The following is a 15,796-nucleotide window of genomic DNA, read 5'->3' as shown; positions in this document are numbered from 1 at the left end:
ACATCGATGGCCCGCGATTCGCAAGCTGCCCTCGTCGCGCTCAACCGTTTCGGTTTCGGAGCGCGCGGCGGGGCGTCCGGCGATCTCATCAACGCGGCGTCCGATCCGCGTGGCTTCGTGAAGGCGGAACTCGCGCGCCCCAACGGCGTGCTGCTGGAAGCGCCGGGGCTGCAATCGACGCCGCAACTCGGGCAGGCCGTGTTCGCCTATCAGGACCAGGTCAAGCAGGCGCGCGAGGCCGCGAAGGCCGCTGCGCCCGCTGAAGGGTCGCAGCAGGCACCGGGCGATCAGAAGCTGGGGCTGCGCCGCAATCTCTCGCTCAATGCGGCCGCGACCGAGATCGCCGGGCAGATGACTGACGCGAAACCGCCAGATAGTTCGGCGAAGCCGGATACGATGCAGCCCAACGCTGCCGCGCCCCCTGCCGTCAAGCCCGCGCCGCAGCCGCTCAACGTGATCCAGAAAACCTTTCGCGCCGAGGCGCTGGCGCGCCTGCAGCGCGCGACGCTGGTCGAGTGCGGCTTCACCGAGCGGCTGGTGGTGTTCTGGTCCAACCATTTCTGCATCTCCGCGAGCAAGGGCGAGCTGGCGCGGATCTGGGCCGGCGCGTTCGAGCGCGAGGCGATCCGGCCGCATGTGCTGGGGCGCTTCGCCGACATGCTCAGGGCGGTCGAGCAGCATCCGGCGATGCTGTTCTTCCTCGACAACCAGCAATCGCTCGGGCCGGACTCGCGCGCTGGGCAAAACCGCAAGCGCGGGCTGAACGAAAATCTCGCTCGCGAGATCATGGAGCTGCATACGCTCGGCGTCGGTGGCGGCTACACGCAGGACGACGTCACCTCGCTCGCGCGCATCATCACCGGCTGGACCTTTGCGGGACGGCAGGGGCAGCTGGGAACGCCCGGCTCCTTCGTGTTCAACGTCAACGCGCACCAGCCCGGTCCGCAGACGCTGCTCGGTAAGACCTACGAGCCGACCGGCCTTGCGCAGGGCGAGGCCGCGCTCGCCGACATCGCGCGGCATCCCTCGACCGCCAATTTCATCGCCACCAAATTCGTCCGTCATTTCGTTGCCGACGATCCGCCGCCGGCGCTCGTGGCGCGATTGCGCGACATCTTCGTCAAGACCGACGGTGATCTCAAGGCGCTTGCCGCGGCGCTCGTCGATTCCGACGAAGCGTGGAAGGCGCCGTTGACCAAGATGCGCTCGCCCTACGACTTCGTGGTCGCGAGCGGCCGGCTGCTCGCGCGCGTGCCGGAAGATCCCGGCGGCTATCTCAACAATCTCAATCTGCTCGGTCAGCCGCTGTGGTCGCCCGCCGGGCCGAACGGTTTTCCGGATACCAGCGCGGCCTGGGCCGCGCCCGAAGGCATCAAGCTCCGGCTCGACATCGCGGCGCAAATGGGCGCGCGGCTCGGCAACAACATCGATCCGCTCGACCTGCTGGAGTTCGCGGCTGCGGATGCGGCCTCCGTCGAGACGCGCAAAACCATCGAGCGCGCGGAGTCGCGGCAGCAGGCGCTGGCACTGCTGCTGATGTCGCCGGAAATGCAGAGGAGATGATGATGATCGACTGCGTCGAGAACCGGCTCCTCACCTCGCGCCGCGGCCTCCTGCTCGGCGGCACGTCCTTCGCGGCATGGGCTTATTTGCCGAAATTCGCGCGCGCGGCCGGCGGGCGCGATCCGCGCCTGATCGTGGTGATCCTGCGCGGCGCGCTCGACGGGCTCTCGACCGTCGCGCCGCTCGGTGATCCCGATTATTCCGGCCTGCACGGCTCGATCGCGCTTGCCGCCGACGGCGCGCATCCCGCGATCATGCTCGATACTTTCTTCGCGCTTCATCCGGCGATGCCGGAATTCGCGCGCATGTATCGCGACATGCATGCCGCGGTGATCCATGCCGTTGCGACGCCCTATCGCGACCGCTCGCATTTCGATGGCCAGGACGTGCTCGAAAGCGGCTATGCCGGCCCCGGCCGCGTGCAATCCGGCTGGCTCAATCGCGCGCTCGAAGCGCTGCCGCGCGGCGAGCGTGTGTCGAGCGGGCTCGCGGTCGGTCCGACCACGCCGCTGGTATTGCGCGGCAATGCGCCAACCGTCGGCTGGGCGCCGGTGGCGCTGCCGCAGGCCGACGACGACACCGCGATGCGGCTGGTCGATCTCTATCGCCACCGCGATCCCGCGCTGGCATCAGTGCTGTCGCAAGGTCTTCAACTCGACAAGGTCGCGAGCGGCGACGACATGAAGCCAAAGGGTGGCAACCAGGTCGCGCAGATGCGCCAGGTCGCGCGCGGCGCCGCAAAACTGATGGCGGCCGATGACGGCCCGCGCATCGCCGCGCTCGCCTTCGACGGCTGGGATACGCACGCCAATGAAGGCGGTCCGGTCGGGCGTCTGGCCTTCCTGCTCGGCGGCCTCGATGGCGCGCTTGCCGAGTTCGAAAGCGGCCTCGGCGAGCGCTGGCGCGACACCGCAATCGTCGTCGCCACCGAGTTCGGCCGCACGGCGCGCATCAACGGCACCGACGGCACCGATCACGGCACGGGAACGATCGCGCTGCTCGCTGGCGGCGCGGTGAAAGGCGGCCGCGTCATCTCCGACTGGCCCGGCCTCAAGCTCGCGAATCTCTACGAAGGCCGCGACCTCAAGCCGACCACGGATTTGCGCTCCGTGATCAAGGGCGTGCTGCAAGGACAATTTGGTCTTTCGGATCGCGTGCTGGCGGAGACGGTGTTCCCGGACAGCGCGGGAGCGCGGCCGATGAAGGGATTGGTTGCTTAGCCGTCATTCCGGGCCCGCGCCTTGCGGTGCGTCCCGGAATGACGACATGATGAGCCGAGCATCAGGAGATCACTCGCATGTACATCGCCATGAACCGCTTCCGCGTCACCAAGGGCTCTGAAACCGCTTTCGAACAGGTCTGGCTGACGCGCGACACGTTTCTCGACGGGGTGCCGGGCTTCGTCGAATTCCATCTGCTGCGCGGCCCCGAGCTCGAGGACCACACGCTCTATGCCTCGCACACGATCTGGGCGAACCATGCCGCGTTCGAGGCGTGGACCAAGTCGGAGGCGTTTCGCGCGGCGCATCAGCGCGCTGGCGACAACAAGCCGCTTTATCTCGGCCATCCCCAGTTCGAAGGCTTTGAGGTAATGCAGACGGTGGGACGCGGCGCGAAGTAACGCGCCGCGCTTTAAACATCAGCCCTGGGTGATCTTGTCGATCTCCGCCATCTCATCGGCGCTGAGCTTCCAGGCGATCGCCTTGACGTTCTGCTCGATCTGCTCGACGCGGGTGGCGCCTGCGATGACGCTCGAGACCTGCGGGCGGCCGGCGAGCCAGGAGAAGGCGAGCTCGAGCATCGAGTGACCGCGCGCTTGCGCAAAGGCCTGCAGCTTCTCGACGATCGCCTCGTTGCGCGGGGTGACGTAGCGGTCGCGCAGCCGCGGAGTTTGGCCAAAGCGGGTGTCGCCGGGTGCGGACTCACCCTTTTTGTATTTGCCGGTCAGAAGTCCGCTCGCGAGCGGGAAGAACGGCAACAGGCCGAGCTTGTATTCCGTTGCTGCCGGCAGCAGGTCCTTCTCGATGTCGCGCACGACCAGGGAATATTCGTCCTGGCATGAGACGAAGCGGCTGACATTCATCGCGCGCGCGACATACTCCGTTTCCGCAATCCGCCACGCCGGAAAGTTCGAATTGCCGATGTAGCGGACCTTGCCCTGGCGGACGAGATCGTCGAGCGCGCGAAGACTCTCCTCGATCGGTGTCAGCGGGTCGTAATCGTGCTGCTGGTAGAGGTCGATGTAATCGGTCTTCAGCCGCTTCAGGCTCGCTTCCACAGCCGCCATGATGTAGCGGCGCGAGGCGCCCTGCTTGGTTCCGTCCTCCGCCATCGGCTTCGAGTATTTCGTCGCCAGCACGATGTCCTTGCGGCGATCGCCCAGCACGGCGCCGAGCACGTTTTCCGAGCCGCCCATGGCCGAATAGATGTCGGCGGTGTCGAACAGCGTGATGCCGAGATCGAGCGCGCGGTGGATCACCTTGCGCGAGGCCTCGAGGTCGATGCGCTGGCCGAAATTGTTGCAGCCGAGCCCGACCGCGGACACGCGCAGGCCGGAGGCGCCGAGATTACGAATTTCCATGGGAGGTCCTGTCAGGAGAAAGCGGGCCATTGTGGCTGCGCTGCCCGCTAGCGGCAAGGCGTCGCCTTGCGTTGCTGCCATGCTGCCGGGAACTGAAGCCAAAAAAATGCGGCCCCTGTCAGACGCGGCGACTGACGGGGACCGCTTTGGGGCGCTTGATCGGTGACGGGGGGCCTGATCAGACGCAGGTGCAACGTAGTCCCGCTATGTTACGCGCGGGTGACAGGCAGAGTTATCCACAGGGACTCCGCGGCTGCCGCGATCAGAAGATCTTGCGATAGACGATGAAGCCGGAGCGCTCGGCGACCTTGTCGTACAGGCTCTGCGCCGTGACGTTGGTCTCGTGCGTCTGCCAGTAGACCCGCGGGGACCCCGCGAGCTTTGCGCGCTCGTAGACGCCGTAGATCAGCGCCGAGGCGACGCCCTTGCCGCGCGAGGCCTCCAGCGTGAACAGGTCCTGCAGATAGCAGGACGGTTCGATCGCCGTGGTGCTGCGGTGAAACAGATAGTTCGTCATGCCGAGCAGCTTGCCGTCGCTCTCGGCGACCAGCCCATGCACCGGCTCATAGGCATCGAAGAAGCGCTGCCACGTCATGCGCGTGATTTCGGGCGCCAGCGCGGTCGGGCCGGAGCGGCCGTAGAAAGCGTTATAGCCATCCCACAACGGCAGCCATTGATCGTAGTCCTGTCTCGTGACGGAGCGAATGGTGAGCGACATGTGAGTTTCCGCGATCTCGGAGGACGCAAGGCGATGAAGCGTCCTTCATACGTGATGATCGCACTGCCGATCAATCGCGCCGTCGCATCACTCCGCGACGCGCAAGTACCGCATCAGCCTGCGGCCCGCGGGGTCGCGCAGCGAGCGGTAGTACTCGGCGCGCGCGGGCGGGTCGGTGTGGCGCACGAGTTCGGTCACGGGCGTGTAGCCCAGCATGCGCCCGCCATCGGGCAGGACGGCGCAGACGAAGCGCAGCACCTCGCCATTGCGCAGGGCGATGTTGATCGGCGTGGCGTCGCCGATCCGCACCATTTCCATCCGCTGCGCGATGAAGGTGCCGAGCTCGTCCTCGGGCAGCTCGAACGCGCCGGTGTCGCGGCCGTGATACATCAGCGCAATGAAGGGCGGCTTGCCGTCGGCCACTTCGTCCGGCAGCGCAAAATAGTCGCGAAATGCGCGGTTGATGAATTCGGCACGCGTTTCGGCGTCGAGCAGCACGATGCCGATATCGACCTGGTCGAGCGCGGCCGACAGCCGCGCGGCGGTGGCGTGGCTCTGGCGCTCGGCGGCGAATGTGCCGAGCAGCCGCTCGCGCATCAGGCCGGTGATTGCGGCGGTGCCGGCAGTCGTCACGGCGAGGAGGCCGAGCCGGACCAGATCCGCCGTCGCATAGCCCGGCAGGGCTCGATGGGCCAGAAAGAATAACGCCGCGCCGATCACCGCGACGGCAGCGCTGGTCATGGCGGAAGCGAGACCCGACAGCGAGCCGGCGAGCGCCACGATGCAGACGAACAGGGGGGCAGGCGAGGGAACGTGGATATAGCGATCGAGCAGGATCGCCAGCAGCGCAATTGCCGCTGTCAGCGCCGGACCGGAGATCGCACGCCATCCGAACCGCATGGGCCAGTCTCGCTCCTCCCGAACGAGGTAAGGCCGCAACACTGGCTGATCGTTGCGCCCATGCGATGCGATTTCATGCGGTGCGCTTAAGGGGCAGTTGCCGGCAAGGGCAAAGCTTTCGGATGATTTTAGGCCAAATGCGCGTGCCTGAGGCGCTGCTGCTGCGCCGGCGCATTCAGCGTCGACGTCCCCGAGCTCTTGCGCACGCCGGTGAAAATCAACAGCGATGCCGCGACCAGGATGGCCGCAGTCAGGGTGATTGCAACGACTACCACAGGCGATTTCATCGGTGTCCTGTCGCGATGCCGGTCGGCGCGGGCCGCGTGGCACCTTGAAGGCGGGTCCGGGATGAAACGGGGATCAGACCGGCAGGCCCATCGCCATGGTCGCCTTGGTCGACAGCAGAGTCAGGGTGACGATCAGGCACAGCGAGAGCGCGGCGACGGCGAGCGAGGCCACGACCGCGTTGGTCAGCCGGGAAGACGAAACGGTAACGGTTGGGCCGCGAAAGCCTGCCGTGCCGGACGCCCGAATCATGGTCTAAATCCTTCAACGTGCGAGCGAATCACCCGCGACTCGAACAATTTCCCCGTTTCAACCGGCAATATTGGGGCGGCCATAGCGTCGAAAATGGCGAGAATGCGGCATGGGCTGCCCTTATGCCCGCTATTCCCGGAGCCGGCGCGCCGTCAGGCGCCCGCCGCGATGCTGGCGGGGTCGTCGACGTCGGCCGGCCGCCAGTCCATCGCCACGAAGCCGGGTGCAGCTTCCACGCGCTTCAGCCAGTCCCGGATCGCCGGGAAGGTCGAGAGGTCGTAGTCGCAGCGTTCGGCGAGGTGAGTGTAGCCGTAGAGCGCGATGTCGGCGACCGTGAGCTGGCGGGCGGCGAAATAGGCGTTGGTCTTGAGGTGGTTCTCCATCACCTGGAGCGCGCCATAGCCGCGCTCCATCCAGTCTTCCAGGGAGTGGGTCTGGAGATCGCGGCCGCCCTTGACCAGCGACAGCCAGAAATAGGCGGCGCCGATGTTCGGCTCGAGCGCGTGCTGCTCGAAGAACATCCATTGCAGCGCCTCGGCGCGGTCGATGCGGTTCTCGGGCGCAAGCGGCGTGCCGACCGCGACGTACCAGAGGATGGCGTTGGACTCGGCGAGATAGCGGTCGTCGCCGACCTCGAGCAGCGGCACCTGTCCCGACGGGTTCTTGGTCAGAAAGTCCGGCGTGCGACTCTCGCCGCGCAGAATGTCCACCTCGACCGCTTCGTAAGGCACGCTCAACAGGGCCAGCGCAAGGCGGACCTTGTAGCTGTTGCCGGAGCGTTGCATCGAATAGAGCTTGTACATTCTGGAGTTCGTTCCGAGGTCGGGAAGGCGCGGTGTTCGTTGCCCCGCACCGCGGCTAAACAATGATGCCGTTGCGAATCCGCCGCAAGACCCGCGCCATAGAAAAACTCGAAAACCCTACCGCACCGCAATGCCGCGAAAGATCATTTTCGTGCGACGCTGCAAATCGGATCACGCTTGCGTTAGCGCGCGGCCGCACGTTCGTGCGGGACGGTTGAACGATCGTGATCGCCTCGGCCGCTGACGGCCAAAGTCTTTCAAAGCAAATCGCTCAAAGGTTGTCTCGAGCGTCCTGTCGAGCGTCAGACTGCCGTCAGCTTCATGGCGGCGCGCAACGCGCAAAATTGCTCCGAGGACAGGCCTTGCCGGATATGAGGGATTCCGGCGGCAAAGTTACGGAAAATTGCGGGAAATCGCCCCTTGAAACGCTCCAGATCCGTAAACTTTTTCGAGATCGGACCGAAGTTTCTTGCAGCGCAGCGGCACACGTTTTAGGGTGGCTCATTCCCACAATCGGAGTCGTGAGGCCAAAGGGTTCACGACGCTTGTCAGGAGATGACGATGTCCTTCCTTGCCGCTGCGCTCGACCGTGTGAAGCCGTCCGCGACCATCGCGGTCACGGATAAAGCACGTGCGCTGAAAGCGGCGGGCCGCAACGTCATCGGCCTCGGTGCCGGCGAGCCCGACTTCGACACGCCCGCCAACATCAAGCTGGCTGCGATCCATGCCATCGAAGCCGGCAAGACCAAGTACACCGCCGTCGACGGCATTCCCGAGCTGAAGGAAGCCATCATCGGCAAGTTTCAGCGCGAGAACGGCGTGGCCTACAAGCCGAACCAGATCATCGTCGGCACCGGCGGCAAGCAGGTGCTGTACAACGCGCTGATGGCGACCATCAATCCCGGCGACGAGGTGATCATTCCCGCGCCGTACTGGGTCAGCTATCCCGAGATGGTGGCGCTCGCCGGCGGCGAGCCGGTGCCGGTGGTCTGCACCGCCGCGACCGGCTTCAAGCTCCAGGCCGAGGCGCTCGAGCGCGCGATCACGCCGAAGACCAAATGGGTGATCCTGTGCTCGCCGTCGAACCCGACCGGCGCGGCCTACACCAGGACCGAGCTGAAGGCGCTCACCGACGTGCTGGTCAGGCATCCGCATGTGTGGGTGATGACCGACGACATGTACGAGCACCTCGTCTATGACGACTTCCAGTTCACCACGGTCGCGCAGGTCGAGCCGAAGCTCTACGACCGCACGCTCACCGTGAACGGCGTGTCGAAGGCCTATTGCATGACCGGCTGGCGCATCGGTTACGCCGGCGGTCCGGCGCAGCTCATCAAGGCGATGTCGACGATCCAGTCGCAGTCGACCTCGAATCCGTCGTCAATCGCACAATGGGCCGCGGTCGAAGCGCTGAACGGTCCGCAGGACTTCATCCCCGCCAACAACAAGGTGTTCAAGGAGCGCCGCGACCTCGTGGTCTCCATGCTCAACCAGGCCAAGGGCATCGAGTGCCCGCGTCCCGAAGGTGCGTTCTACGTCTATCCCTCCTGCGCCGGCACCATTGGCAAGACCGCGCCGTCGGGCAAGGTGATCGACAATGACGAGACCTTCGTGACCGAGTTGCTCGAGACCGAAGGCGTCGCCGTGGTGCAGGGTTCGGCCTTCGGCCTCGGCCCGGCGTTCCGCATCTCCTACGCGACCAAGACCTCGGACCTCGAAGACGCCTGCAAGCGCATCCAGCGCTTCTGCGGTAATCTCCGCTGAGCCCGTCGCAAATACCTATCGAAAAGGCCCGCCTCCGGCGGGCCTTTTTATTGTTTGCACGCTTATCGTCACGCGTGATCTGGCACCACCACGGCTGTTGTGGCATAGACCATCGCGCAACACGGGTGGGGTGCTCTCTCTGCTCGCATCACATTCATCGCCGGAGATATTCATGCGCCGTTCGTTCATCCTCGCCGGGCTCGCCGCGGCCAGCCTCGTTGCCTCCGTCGCAAACAGCGGCGCTCAGCAGCAGCGGATGGTCCGGGTTGGCGTGCTCGAATGCCGCGGCGGCGCCAGCGTTGGCTTCATCGTGGGCTCGGTGACCAATCTCGGTTGCGTCCTGCGTGCCGACGGTTTGCCGGAAGATCGCTACGTCGCGACCATTCGTAAAGTGGGCCTCGACATCGGCATCACCCAGGAGACCACGCTGGCCTGGGGCGTGTTCGCGCCGGTCGACCGGCTCGGCCCCGGCGATCTCTCGGGCAATTATGCCGGCGCGCAGGGCAGCGCCTCGGTCGGCGTCGGTATCGGTGGCAACGCGCTGATCGGCGGCTCCAACAATTCGATCGCGCTCCAGCCGCTCAGCGTGCAGGGCCAGGTCGGCCTCAACGTCGCCGCTGGCCTCGAGAGCCTGGAACTCCGTCCGGGTCGTTGACAATTTCGCGTGTGCAGATCGCGTCAGTCCGACGCGATCTCGGCAACGACGCACCGCAGCGATTTTTGATGCTTGCCAAATCTCGGGGACGGGCAGAGCATCGGCGTTTGCCGACCCAATCATGGGCCGAGCTCCACACCAAGGAGGCGGCGAATGGGACAAGACGTCAGAAGTCCCCGAGGTCCACGGTGCATCGCACTGGTGGGCCCATTCCAAAGCGGTAAAACCACACTTCTCGAAGCAATACTGGCGCGAACGGGCGCAATCCCCCGCGTCGGCAGCGTCGACGCCGGAACATCCGTCGGCGACGCCTCCCCGGAGGCCCGTCATCACAAGATGACCGTCGGCCTGACTGCCGCCACCACGAGTTTCATGGGCGACAGCTACACCTTCCTCGATTGTCCTGGTTCCGTTGAGTTCGCCCACGACATGCGTGCAGCGCTTCCCGCTGTCGACGCCGCGGTCGTGGTCTGCGAGGCCGACGAGAAGAAGCTGCCGCAGCTTCAGATCATCCTGCGCGAGCTGGAGGAGCTGAAGATCCCGCGTTTCCTGTTCCTCAACAAGATCGACCGCGCCAACAAGCGCATCCGCGAGACGCTGGCGACACTCCAGCCCGCCTCGCGCGTACCGCTGGTGCTGCGCCAGATCCCGATCTGGAAGGGTGAGCTGATCGAGGGCTTCGTCGATCTCGCGCTGGAACGTGCGTTCGTCTACCGCGAGCACAAGGCCTCCGAGGTGGTCGCGCTCGAAGGCGGAGATCTCGATCGTGAGAAGGAGGCCCGCTTCTCGATGCTGGAGAAGCTCGCCGATCACGACGACGCGCTGATGGAGCAACTGCTCGAGGACATCCAGCCCCCGCGCGATGCGGTGTTCGACGATCTCGCCCGCGAATTGCGCGAGGGGCAGATCTGCCCCGTGCTGCTGGGTGCCGCCGCGCGCGAAAACGGCGTGCTGCGCCTGATGAAGGCCCTGCGCCACGAGGCGCCCGGCATCGAGGAGACTGCAAAGCGTCTCGGTGTGCCGGCCAGCAAGGAGGCGCTCGGCTACGTCTTCAAGACGCTGCATTCGCAGCACGGCGGAAAGCTGTCGCTGACGCGATTGCTCGCCGGCCATCTCGACGACGGAGCCACGCTGCAATCCGCCTCCGGCGGGAGCGGTCGCATCTCCGGCATCCTCGCCGTCAACGGCGCCTACGATACCAAGCGTGCCGCGGCCGAAGCCGGCGACACGGTTGCGCTCGCCAAGGTCGACCCGATCAAGACCGGCGACACGGTCTCGAGCGGCAAGTCCCCGCCGGCTGCGCTGTTCGCCCCGGAGCCGACGCCGCCGGTGCTCGCGATCTCGGTCGCCGCTACCGATCGCAAGGACGACGTCAAGCTCGGCCAGGCCCTTGCCCGGCTGCACGAGGAGGATCCTTCGCTCGGCGTCGTGATGAACGCCCAGACCCACGACACCGTGCTGTGGGGCCAGGGCGAAATGCATCTGCGCGTGGCGAGCGAGCGGCTGCGCGACCGCTTCGGCGTCAAGATCACCTCGCATCCACCCGCGATCGGCTACCAGGAGACCATCCGCAAGCCGATCGTTCAGCGCGGCCGCCACAAGAAGCAGTCCGGTGGCCACGGGCAGTTCGGCGATGTCGTGCTCGACATCAAGCCGCTGCCGCGCGGCGAGGGGTTCAAGTTCGCCGAAAAGGTCGTGGGCGGCGCGGTGCCGCGCAACTATATCGGAGCGGTGGAAGAGGGCGTTGTCGACGGACTGACGCGCGGCCCGCTCGGTTTCCCCGTCACCGATCTGCAAGTGACGCTGACCGACGGCTCCTATCACAGCGTCGACTCGTCCGACCTCGCCTTCCGCACGGCGGCGCGGGTCGGACTCAACGAAGGCCTGCCGCAATGCCAGTCGGTGCTGCTGGAGCCGATCCACGTGGTCGAGATCGTCTGCCCGACCGACGCCACCGCCAAGATCAACGCGATCCTGTCGGCGCGGCGCGGCCAGATCCTCGGCTTCGACACCCGTGACGGCTGGAGCGGATGGGACTGCGTCCGCGCCATGATGCCGGAAGCGGAGATCGGCGAACTCATCGTCGAGCTGCGTTCGGCCACGGCTGGAGCCGGCAGCTTCACCCGTCAGTTCGACCACATGGCCGAGGTGACCGGCCGCGCCGCCGACCAGATCATCGCCGCGCATCAGCACGCGGCGTGATGTAAGGGAAGCACGGCTCTCTCACTCCCTCTCCCCGTTCTTTACGGGGAGAGGCTGAGGTGAGGGGCTGTTTCCGCGCCCACGGTGTTTCGGTTGGCCGAACCCGCGCCCAACCTCCGTCATTGCGAGCGCAGCGAAGCAATCCAGACTGGCTCTGCGGAGGCGGTCTGGATTGCTTCGTCGCAAGAGCTCCTCGCAATGGCGGAAGAGGCAGACGGGCACCCCTTGCGCCCGCCCTACAATGATGTATTTTACATCATTGTACATGCTCCAGATATCACTTATAAACTCTGATACGTGAGGCCACGGTGATCACGTCGTTCCAGATGCGGGCAGCCCGCGCGCTGCTTGGCATTGACCAGAAAGCCCTGGCCGAGCTCGCCGGCGTTTCGCTGCCGACCATCCAGCGGATGGAGGCCAGCACCGGCAATGTGCGCGGCGTGGTCGAGACCTTGATCAAGGTGGTCGAGGCGTTCGACCGGGCCGGCGTCGAGCTGATCGGCGAGCAGGCCCGCAGCGACAGCGGCGGGCGGGGCGTTCGCCTGAAGGAGCCGGGGCCGCCGCGCCGCGTGGGAGCATGATCGCGTTGATCGTGCTCTGGATGAGCTAGCGCATCGTCGCACGCGCGCTGCACGATGCACCAGAGCATTGTGGGCAGCGGAGCACTCTGCGGACATGAGCATCACAGGCGAACACGCAGGCAAGCTGCATCAGCTGCGTCGACCGACCTTTGCCGAACTCTATCTCCCCAAGCTCGTCACCGTCTGGCGCGAAGGCTACGGCCTCGCGGATCTCCGCGCCGATGTGTTCGCCGGCCTCACGGTTGCCATCGTCGCGCTGCCGCTGTCGATGGCGATCGCAATCGCCTCTGGCGTGACGCCGGACCGCGGGCTCTACACCGCTGTCGTCGGCGGATTCATCGTGTCGCTGCTCGGCGGCAGTCGCTTCCAGATCGGCGGGCCCGCCGGCGCCTTCATCGTGCTGGTCGCGGTCACGGCGGAGCGGCACGGCGTCGACGGCGTTATCCTCGCCACCCTGATGGCTGGCATGGTCCTGATCGCCGCGGGCCTGTTGCGGATCGGCACCTACATCAAGTTCATTCCCTATCCCGTCACGGTCGGCTTCACCGCGGGCATCGCCGTGATCATCTTCGCCAGCCAGCTCCGCGATCTCGGCGGGATCACGCTGGCCGGGAAAGAGCCCAGCGAATTCGTGCCGAAACTCGTTGCGCTCGCCGCAGGCCTGCACACCATCAATCCCTCCGCCGTCGCGGTCGCGATCGTCAGCATTGCCGTCATCGCCGGCCTGCGGCGCTGGCGGCCTTCCTGGCCCGGCATCCTGATCGCGGTCGTGCTCGCCGCGGTCGCGACTGCCGTGCTGTCGCTGCCGGTCGAAACCATCGGCAGCCGGTTCGGCGGCATTCCGCGCGAATTGCCGTCGCCGGCGCTGCCTGCGTTCTCGTTTGCGAAGGCGACGGCCGTGCTGCCGGATGCGATCTCGTTCGCGCTGCTGGCCGCGATCGAATCGCTGCTGTCGGCGGTTGTGGCCGACGGCATGACCGGACGCCGCCACCGCTCCAATTGCGAGCTGGTGGCGCAAGGCGCGGCCAACATCGGCTCGGCGCTGTTCGGCGGCATCTGCGTCACCGGCCTGATCGCGCGCACCGCCACCAACATCCGCGCCGGCGGACGCGGGCCGCTCGCGGGCATGCTGCATTCGGTCTTCCTGCTGCTGTTCATGCTGATCGCAGCGCCGCTCGCGAGCTACATCCCGCTGGCCGCGCTGGCCGCCGTGCTCGTCGTCGTCGCCTGGACCATGGCGGAGAAGCACGAATTCGCGACGCTCTTGCGCTCATCCTGGGGCGATGCCGTCGTGCTGCTCGCGACCTTCCTGCTCACCATCTTCCGCGACCTGACCGAAGGCATCCTGGTCGGCTTCGCGCTCGGCGCGGTGCTGTTCATCCACCGCATGGCGGAGATGACGGGCATCGAGGAGCGCTCCCCGCTGGTGGCCGCCGATCGTCCCGATGACGGCAATGGCGAGCGCGTGCCTTACGATCCCGCGCTCGCCATCGATCGCGACGTGCTGGTCTACCGCATCACCGGCGCGTTCTTCTTCGGTGCCGCCTCGGCAATCGGAAACGTGCTCGACGGCATCGCCGACCAGCGCAAGGGTCTTGTGGTCGATTTCGCCGCGGTGCCGTTCCTGGATTCGACGGCCGCCAACGTGCTCGGTCGCGTCGCCGTCAAGGCGCACCGCCACGGCATCCGGCTGTTCATCACGGGGGCGTCGCCCGCGGTTCGCCGCGCGCTGCTCACCCACGGCGTGACGCCGCCGCGTGCGCGCTATCGCGCGACGATCGCGCGTGCCGTCGCCGACATCAAGGGCGGCGCGGCGCAGCCCGTGGCCGATGACGCGGTCGCGACCTGACGGCAGCGCACTTCTCAAGCCGGCCGATTTGATCGACACTGCCGCGTCACGGCGGTGGTGCAGGGAATGCTGGATTCGCGTCGCAATATTGCGCTGGCCTGCGCGCTCAGCCTGCTGGCGGGCTATGTCGACGGCATCGGCTTCCTGCATCTCGGCGGCCTGTTCGTCTCGTTCATGAGCGGCAACTCCACGCGTCTCGGCGTCAGCCTTGCGGAAGCGCAGTGGTGGCAGGCCGCCAGCGCCCTCGGCCTGATCGCGCTGTTCGTGGCCGGTGCCGCGGCCGGCAGCCTCGTCGTGCTCGGCGGCGGGGCCGAGCGGCAGCCCTGGCTGCTTCTCATTGAAACCGGGCTGCTTGCGGGTGCCGGACTTTGCCATGCCTACGGGCTGTCGAACCTCGCGGTCGCGGCCATCGTGCTCGCGATGGGCCTGGAGAACGCTGTGTTCCAGATCGATGGTGGCGCGGGCCTCGGCCTCACCTATGTCACGGGCGCGCTGGTCAAGGTCGGCCAGTTCCTCGCGGTGAGCCTCACCGGCGGACCGCGCTGGAATTGGGCGCCGAACCTGCTGTTGTGGGCGGCGCTCGTTGCGGGGTCGGCGGGCGGGGCGCTCGGCTATGCCCGGATCAACCTCGCCGCGATCTGGTTCGCCGCTGCCGCGGCGCTGGCTTTGGCTGCGATCGTGGCTGCGGCGATGCGGCGGTCGCGCGCTTGACAGAGCCGGCGGGACGCGAAATGGATCGCCTCGAACACGACCCGAGGGACAGATGACCGCGCTCAGGACTCCCGCAGCCTGTTTGATCGGATGGCCGGCCGCGCATTCGCGCTCGCCGCTGATCCATCGTTACTGGCTGCGCACGCTCGGGATCGAGGGTGGTTACGTCATCGAGGCGGTCCCGCCCGAGGATCTGCGCGACTTCGTGCTGCGGCTGTCGCTGCGCGGCTTCGTCGGCGCCAACGTCACCATCCCGCACAAGGAAGACGTGCTGGCGCTGTCCACGCCCGATGCGCGTGCCAGGGCCGTCGGCGCTGCGAACACGCTGTGGTTTGCCGACGGCGAGCTGCGCTCGACCAATACCGATGTCGAAGGCTTCATCGGCAATCTCGATGCCGGAGCGGCCGGTTGGGACAGCGCGGAAGAGGCATTGGTGCTCGGGGCCGGCGGTTCCTCGCGCGCGGTCGTGTTCGGCCTGCTCGAACGCGGCATCAAGCGCATCCACCTCGCCAACCGCACCATCGCGCGCGCCGAGACGCTGGCAAAGCAATTCGGGCCGAACGTGCATCCGATTCCCTGGGACGGCATCAACGACGTGCTGCCGCGCGCAAGACTTCTCGTCAACACGACCTCGCTCGGCATGCACGGCCAGCCTTCGCTCGATGTCGATGTGGCGCGCCTGCCGGACGGGGCGGTCGTCGCCGACCTCGTCTACGTTCCCCTGGTGACGCCGCTGCTGGCGGCTGCGAAGGCGCGCGGCCTGAACACCGCCGACGGCCTCGGCATGCTCCTGCACCAGGCGGTGCGCGGCTTCGAGCTGTGGTTCGGCCAAAGGCCTGCTGTCACGGCCGAGCTGCGTGCACTGGTCGAGGCCGATCTCACAAAGACTTGAAAGGGTAACGGCGAATAGCACCCCACCTCCGGAGTTCTAT

At 66.4% G+C, this 15,796-nt stretch carries 16 protein-coding genes; 10 read left to right on the top strand and 6 right to left on the bottom strand.

Going from position 1 to position 15,796, the window contains the following annotated elements; translation table 11 throughout:
- Positions 1-6: 6 nt before the first annotated feature.
- The 3 genes from ABIA90_RS32545 (at position 7) to hmuQ (ending at position 3,184) form a co-directional block, all read left to right on the top strand.
- Positions 7-1,563: a DUF1800 domain-containing protein gene (locus tag ABIA90_RS32545; protein ID WP_354120912.1), complete on the top strand. Its 1,557-nt coding sequence runs from the start codon at positions 7-9 to the stop codon at positions 1,561-1,563.
- Between the two features lie 2 nt (positions 1,564-1,565).
- A complete protein-coding gene (locus ABIA90_RS32540; protein ID WP_354120913.1) occupies positions 1,566-2,783 on the top strand; it encodes a DUF1501 domain-containing protein in 1,218 nt (405 codons plus the stop codon).
- 77 nt (positions 2,784-2,860) lie between these two features.
- Complete coding sequence (gene hmuQ / locus ABIA90_RS32535) at positions 2,861-3,184, top strand: heme-degrading protein HmuQ (RefSeq protein WP_354120914.1); 324 nt, start codon at positions 2,861-2,863, stop codon at positions 3,182-3,184.
- An 18-nt stretch (positions 3,185-3,202) separates the two neighbouring features.
- Here hmuQ and ABIA90_RS32530 read toward each other — a convergent pair whose 3' ends face one another.
- The 6 genes from ABIA90_RS32530 to ABIA90_RS32505 all read right to left on the bottom strand — a co-directional run bounded on the left by ABIA90_RS32530 (position 3,203) and on the right by ABIA90_RS32505 (position 7,102).
- Positions 3,203-4,144, bottom strand: a complete 942-nt coding sequence (locus ABIA90_RS32530; RefSeq protein WP_354120915.1) for an aldo/keto reductase — start codon at positions 4,142-4,144, stop codon at positions 3,203-3,205.
- A 262-nt stretch (positions 4,145-4,406) separates the two neighbouring features.
- The gene (locus ABIA90_RS32525; RefSeq protein ID WP_211414960.1) at positions 4,407-4,862 is read right to left on the bottom strand and encodes a GNAT family N-acetyltransferase; all 456 of its coding nucleotides are present in this window, start codon (positions 4,860-4,862) and stop codon (positions 4,407-4,409) included.
- A gap of 87 nt (positions 4,863-4,949) precedes the next feature.
- Positions 4,950-5,762 carry a PAS-domain containing protein gene (locus tag ABIA90_RS32520; protein WP_354120916.1) on the bottom strand — a complete coding sequence of 271 codons (813 nt, stop codon included), beginning with the start codon at positions 5,760-5,762 and terminating at the stop codon, positions 4,950-4,952.
- A 128-nt stretch (positions 5,763-5,890) separates the two neighbouring features.
- A complete protein-coding gene (locus tag ABIA90_RS32515) occupies positions 5,891-6,037 on the bottom strand; it encodes a hypothetical protein (RefSeq protein ID WP_162137015.1) in 147 nt (48 codons plus the stop codon).
- An 85-nt stretch (positions 6,038-6,122) separates the two neighbouring features.
- The gene (locus tag ABIA90_RS32510) at positions 6,123-6,299 is read right to left on the bottom strand and encodes a hypothetical protein (protein ID WP_354120917.1); all 177 of its coding nucleotides are present in this window, start codon (positions 6,297-6,299) and stop codon (positions 6,123-6,125) included.
- 152 nt (positions 6,300-6,451) lie between these two features.
- Positions 6,452-7,102, bottom strand: a complete 651-nt coding sequence (locus ABIA90_RS32505) for a glutathione S-transferase family protein (RefSeq protein ID WP_071909583.1) — start codon at positions 7,100-7,102, stop codon at positions 6,452-6,454.
- A 561-nt stretch (positions 7,103-7,663) separates the two neighbouring features.
- Here ABIA90_RS32505 and ABIA90_RS32500 point away from each other — a divergent pair.
- The 7 genes from ABIA90_RS32500 to ABIA90_RS32470 all read left to right on the top strand — a co-directional run bounded on the left by ABIA90_RS32500 (position 7,664) and on the right by ABIA90_RS32470 (position 15,756).
- Positions 7,664-8,866, top strand: coding sequence for a pyridoxal phosphate-dependent aminotransferase (locus tag ABIA90_RS32500; protein WP_039157959.1), 1,203 nt, complete (start codon positions 7,664-7,666; stop codon positions 8,864-8,866).
- Positions 8,867-9,038: 172 nt separating this feature from the next.
- The gene (locus ABIA90_RS32495) at positions 9,039-9,521 is read left to right on the top strand and encodes a DUF992 domain-containing protein (protein WP_063985534.1); all 483 of its coding nucleotides are present in this window, start codon (positions 9,039-9,041) and stop codon (positions 9,519-9,521) included.
- A gap of 153 nt (positions 9,522-9,674) precedes the next feature.
- Positions 9,675-11,723, top strand: coding sequence for an elongation factor G (locus ABIA90_RS32490; protein ID WP_354120918.1), 2,049 nt, complete (start codon positions 9,675-9,677; stop codon positions 11,721-11,723).
- Between the two features lie 308 nt (positions 11,724-12,031).
- Entirely contained in the window at positions 12,032-12,304 is a 273-nt protein-coding gene (locus tag ABIA90_RS32485) for a helix-turn-helix domain-containing protein (RefSeq protein WP_014492044.1), read from the top strand.
- 94 nt (positions 12,305-12,398) lie between these two features.
- The gene (locus ABIA90_RS32480) at positions 12,399-14,153 is read left to right on the top strand and encodes a SulP family inorganic anion transporter (protein ID WP_354120919.1); all 1,755 of its coding nucleotides are present in this window, start codon (positions 12,399-12,401) and stop codon (positions 14,151-14,153) included.
- Between the two features lie 66 nt (positions 14,154-14,219).
- Positions 14,220-14,864, top strand: coding sequence for a YoaK family protein (locus ABIA90_RS32475; RefSeq protein ID WP_354120920.1), 645 nt, complete (start codon positions 14,220-14,222; stop codon positions 14,862-14,864).
- 52 nt (positions 14,865-14,916) lie between these two features.
- Positions 14,917-15,756: a shikimate dehydrogenase gene (locus ABIA90_RS32470; protein ID WP_354120921.1), complete on the top strand. Its 840-nt coding sequence runs from the start codon at positions 14,917-14,919 to the stop codon at positions 15,754-15,756.
- The last annotated feature ends 40 nt before the right edge of the window (positions 15,757-15,796 follow it).

This window comes from Bradyrhizobium sp. LA6.8 (genome assembly GCF_040547935.1).
GTDB classification, from domain to species: domain Bacteria; phylum Pseudomonadota; class Alphaproteobacteria; order Rhizobiales; family Xanthobacteraceae; genus Bradyrhizobium; species Bradyrhizobium barranii.
The sequence above is the reverse complement of the archived record's forward strand: the minus strand, read 5'-3'. Positions and strand labels throughout refer to the sequence as shown.

Bases quoted from the DNA above. Each gene is read 5' to 3' on its own strand.
- ABIA90_RS32545 (WP_354120912.1), top strand. From the start codon at position 7: ATGGCCCGCGATTCGCAAGCTGCCCTCGTCGCGCTCAACCGTTTCGGT.
- ABIA90_RS32540 (WP_354120913.1), top strand. From the start codon at position 1,566: ATGATCGACTGCGTCGAGAACCGGCTCCTCACCTCGCGCCGCGGCCTC.
- hmuQ (WP_354120914.1), top strand. From the start codon at position 2,861: ATGTACATCGCCATGAACCGCTTCCGCGTCACCAAGGGCTCTGAAACC.
- ABIA90_RS32530 (WP_354120915.1), bottom strand. From the start codon at position 4,144: ATGGAAATTCGTAATCTCGGCGCCTCCGGCCTGCGCGTGTCCGCGGTC.
- ABIA90_RS32525 (WP_211414960.1), bottom strand. From the start codon at position 4,862: ATGTCGCTCACCATTCGCTCCGTCACGAGACAGGACTACGATCAATGG.
- ABIA90_RS32520 (WP_354120916.1), bottom strand. From the start codon at position 5,762: ATGCGGTTCGGATGGCGTGCGATCTCCGGTCCGGCGCTGACAGCGGCA.
- ABIA90_RS32510 (WP_354120917.1), bottom strand. From the start codon at position 6,299: ATGATTCGGGCGTCCGGCACGGCAGGCTTTCGCGGCCCAACCGTTACC.
- ABIA90_RS32505 (WP_071909583.1), bottom strand. From the start codon at position 7,102: ATGTACAAGCTCTATTCGATGCAACGCTCCGGCAACAGCTACAAGGTC.
- ABIA90_RS32500 (WP_039157959.1), top strand. From the start codon at position 7,664: ATGTCCTTCCTTGCCGCTGCGCTCGACCGTGTGAAGCCGTCCGCGACC.
- ABIA90_RS32495 (WP_063985534.1), top strand. From the start codon at position 9,039: ATGCGCCGTTCGTTCATCCTCGCCGGGCTCGCCGCGGCCAGCCTCGTT.
- ABIA90_RS32490 (WP_354120918.1), top strand. From the start codon at position 9,675: ATGGGACAAGACGTCAGAAGTCCCCGAGGTCCACGGTGCATCGCACTG.
- ABIA90_RS32480 (WP_354120919.1), top strand. From the start codon at position 12,399: ATGAGCATCACAGGCGAACACGCAGGCAAGCTGCATCAGCTGCGTCGA.
- ABIA90_RS32475 (WP_354120920.1), top strand. From the start codon at position 14,220: ATGCTGGATTCGCGTCGCAATATTGCGCTGGCCTGCGCGCTCAGCCTG.
- ABIA90_RS32470 (WP_354120921.1), top strand. From the start codon at position 14,917: ATGACCGCGCTCAGGACTCCCGCAGCCTGTTTGATCGGATGGCCGGCC.